The organism is Bradyrhizobium sp. NAS80.1 (assembly GCF_001908205.1).
Classification (GTDB): domain Bacteria; phylum Pseudomonadota; class Alphaproteobacteria; order Rhizobiales; family Xanthobacteraceae; genus Bradyrhizobium.
Genome location: NZ_LGHL01000488.1, coordinates 1 through 1464, shown reverse-complemented (window position 1 = coordinate 1464; position 1464 = coordinate 1). Strand labels below are relative to the sequence as shown.

3 protein-coding genes are annotated in these 1464 nt (G+C 58.0%); all 3 read left to right on the top strand.

The annotated features are described in order from the left end of the window. The first annotated feature begins 156 nt into the window (after window positions 1–156). The 3 genes from AC629_RS44455 to AC629_RS44445 all read left to right on the top strand — a co-directional run bounded on the left by AC629_RS44455 (window position 157) and on the right by AC629_RS44445 (window position 1308). Window positions 157–426: a hypothetical protein gene (locus AC629_RS44455; RefSeq protein ID WP_084810839.1), complete on the top strand. Its 270-nt coding sequence runs from the start codon at window positions 157–159 to the stop codon at window positions 424–426. A 291-nt stretch (window positions 427–717) separates the two neighbouring features. Then, window positions 718–975, top strand: coding sequence for a hypothetical protein (locus AC629_RS44450; protein ID WP_084810840.1), 258 nt, complete (start codon window positions 718–720; stop codon window positions 973–975). 129 nt (window positions 976–1104) lie between these two features. Next, the gene (locus AC629_RS44445) at window positions 1105–1308 is read left to right on the top strand and encodes a hypothetical protein (RefSeq protein ID WP_084810838.1); all 204 of its coding nucleotides are present in this window, start codon (window positions 1105–1107) and stop codon (window positions 1306–1308) included. Window positions 1309–1464: the final 156 nt, after the last annotated feature.

The window sequence follows — 1464 nt, the reverse complement described above, 5'->3', positions numbered from 1 at the left end:
CTAAAGCGCTTCGCATCAGCTGCGGCAGGAAGAGACGGGTGGCGGCTTGTTCGCAGCGTGCGGCAAGAAAGGGGTGGCTATTGCCGCTTAAGGGGCACATGCTGCCTTCCGGCGCTAGCGCCGGCGCCAAACGTTTTCGCGAAAGGTAATGCGCGCATGACTATCCGCTCCCGACATGAAGTTGTCACCTTCAAACATCCGTTCCGGATCAGGGGAATCGATCGCCTGTTGCCCGCCGGCGACTACGAGGTCATTACCGATGAGGAGACGATCGAGGGCATTTCGTTCGAAGCGTTCCGCCGTGTCGCCACGATGATCAGCGTGCCCGCAGAAGGCTCGCGCGGACTGGTGACCGAGAGAGTCTCGATCGGCTCGGTCGATCTTGCAGACGCGCAGCGTATCGATGCGAGTGCTTCCGATGGCTGACGAACCACTCGACCTCGACAGTCACCGCGCGGCACATAGGGAAGGACTGCTGTCGGGGTACCGACCGCTCTGTGTGCTCTGTCGACCGCGAGCGCGGAGCAGGCATACGAACGTCCGCTGGTCGATCCGCTTGAGGCTGGTTCGTCCCCACAGCGGGCGCGAAAGTTTTCAAAGAGTTTCGACTAGCAATCGGATGGCTGACGCCATATGTTATTAGCATCGCTGATCGTAAAAAGGCTTCAGCGACTGAGAGACCGTACCGCGCTCCCGCCATCCGACAGGAGGGAGCCCATGAGTTCGATCCTTTATCCATTGCATTTTCAGCGAAGATTCGAGCGCCGCTGGGCCTCAAGAATGGTCAGCGACGGGCCGCGCCGCTCTCCATCACAAGGGACCAGCACCTGTACCTGCGGACACCTCATTATTGCTCCGGTCAGTTCGACCTATTTGCCCGCTGGGGTTGTCAACAAATGGCGTTGTTCCGCTTGCGGTAATGACTGGGAGACGATTGCTGATCCCGGCGTGGGCTCAACGAAGACAGCTCAATGAGCAAGTGGGCAGCGTCGTGCTCGGCAAAGCCAGCGCGGCGATGAAGTGAAGCCGCCTCATAAAGGCGGCTCTGATACACCGGCGTAAGAGCAGCGATCGCACGGCTCGACTTCAAGCAAGGAGGCTCTTTTGAACGGCAATATATTCAACAGCAAGGGTATTCACGTCGCTGTCATAGTGGGTCGAGAGATTTTCGCCCCTAATGGTACGAAGCTGTATGACCTCAAAGGGATCAACATCTACCGGTTGTCCGGAGAGTTGATTGGTCATCTCAATGAGGCGAGCGGTTCGGACAAGCGGCTCGATAAAGCGACCGACCGCTTGTTCACGTAGTCACCCCAGGCGCGAACTGTCGATGCACGAGAGCGTCACGCCGAATGTCCGATAGGGGTGGTGGACTCAACCGGTCGGTGCAACACTCTAATCCTTTAGCAGAGATGGAGTGTGGGCATGAAGCAGCGACGTCGCATCTATTATTCTGCGGTTCAG

Excerpts from the sequence above, each read along its gene's own strand:
- AC629_RS44455 (WP_084810839.1), top strand. The coding sequence starts at position 157 with ATGACTATCCGCTCCCGACATGAAGTTGTCACCTTCAAACATCCGTTC.
- AC629_RS44450 (WP_084810840.1), top strand. The coding sequence starts at position 718 with ATGAGTTCGATCCTTTATCCATTGCATTTTCAGCGAAGATTCGAGCGC.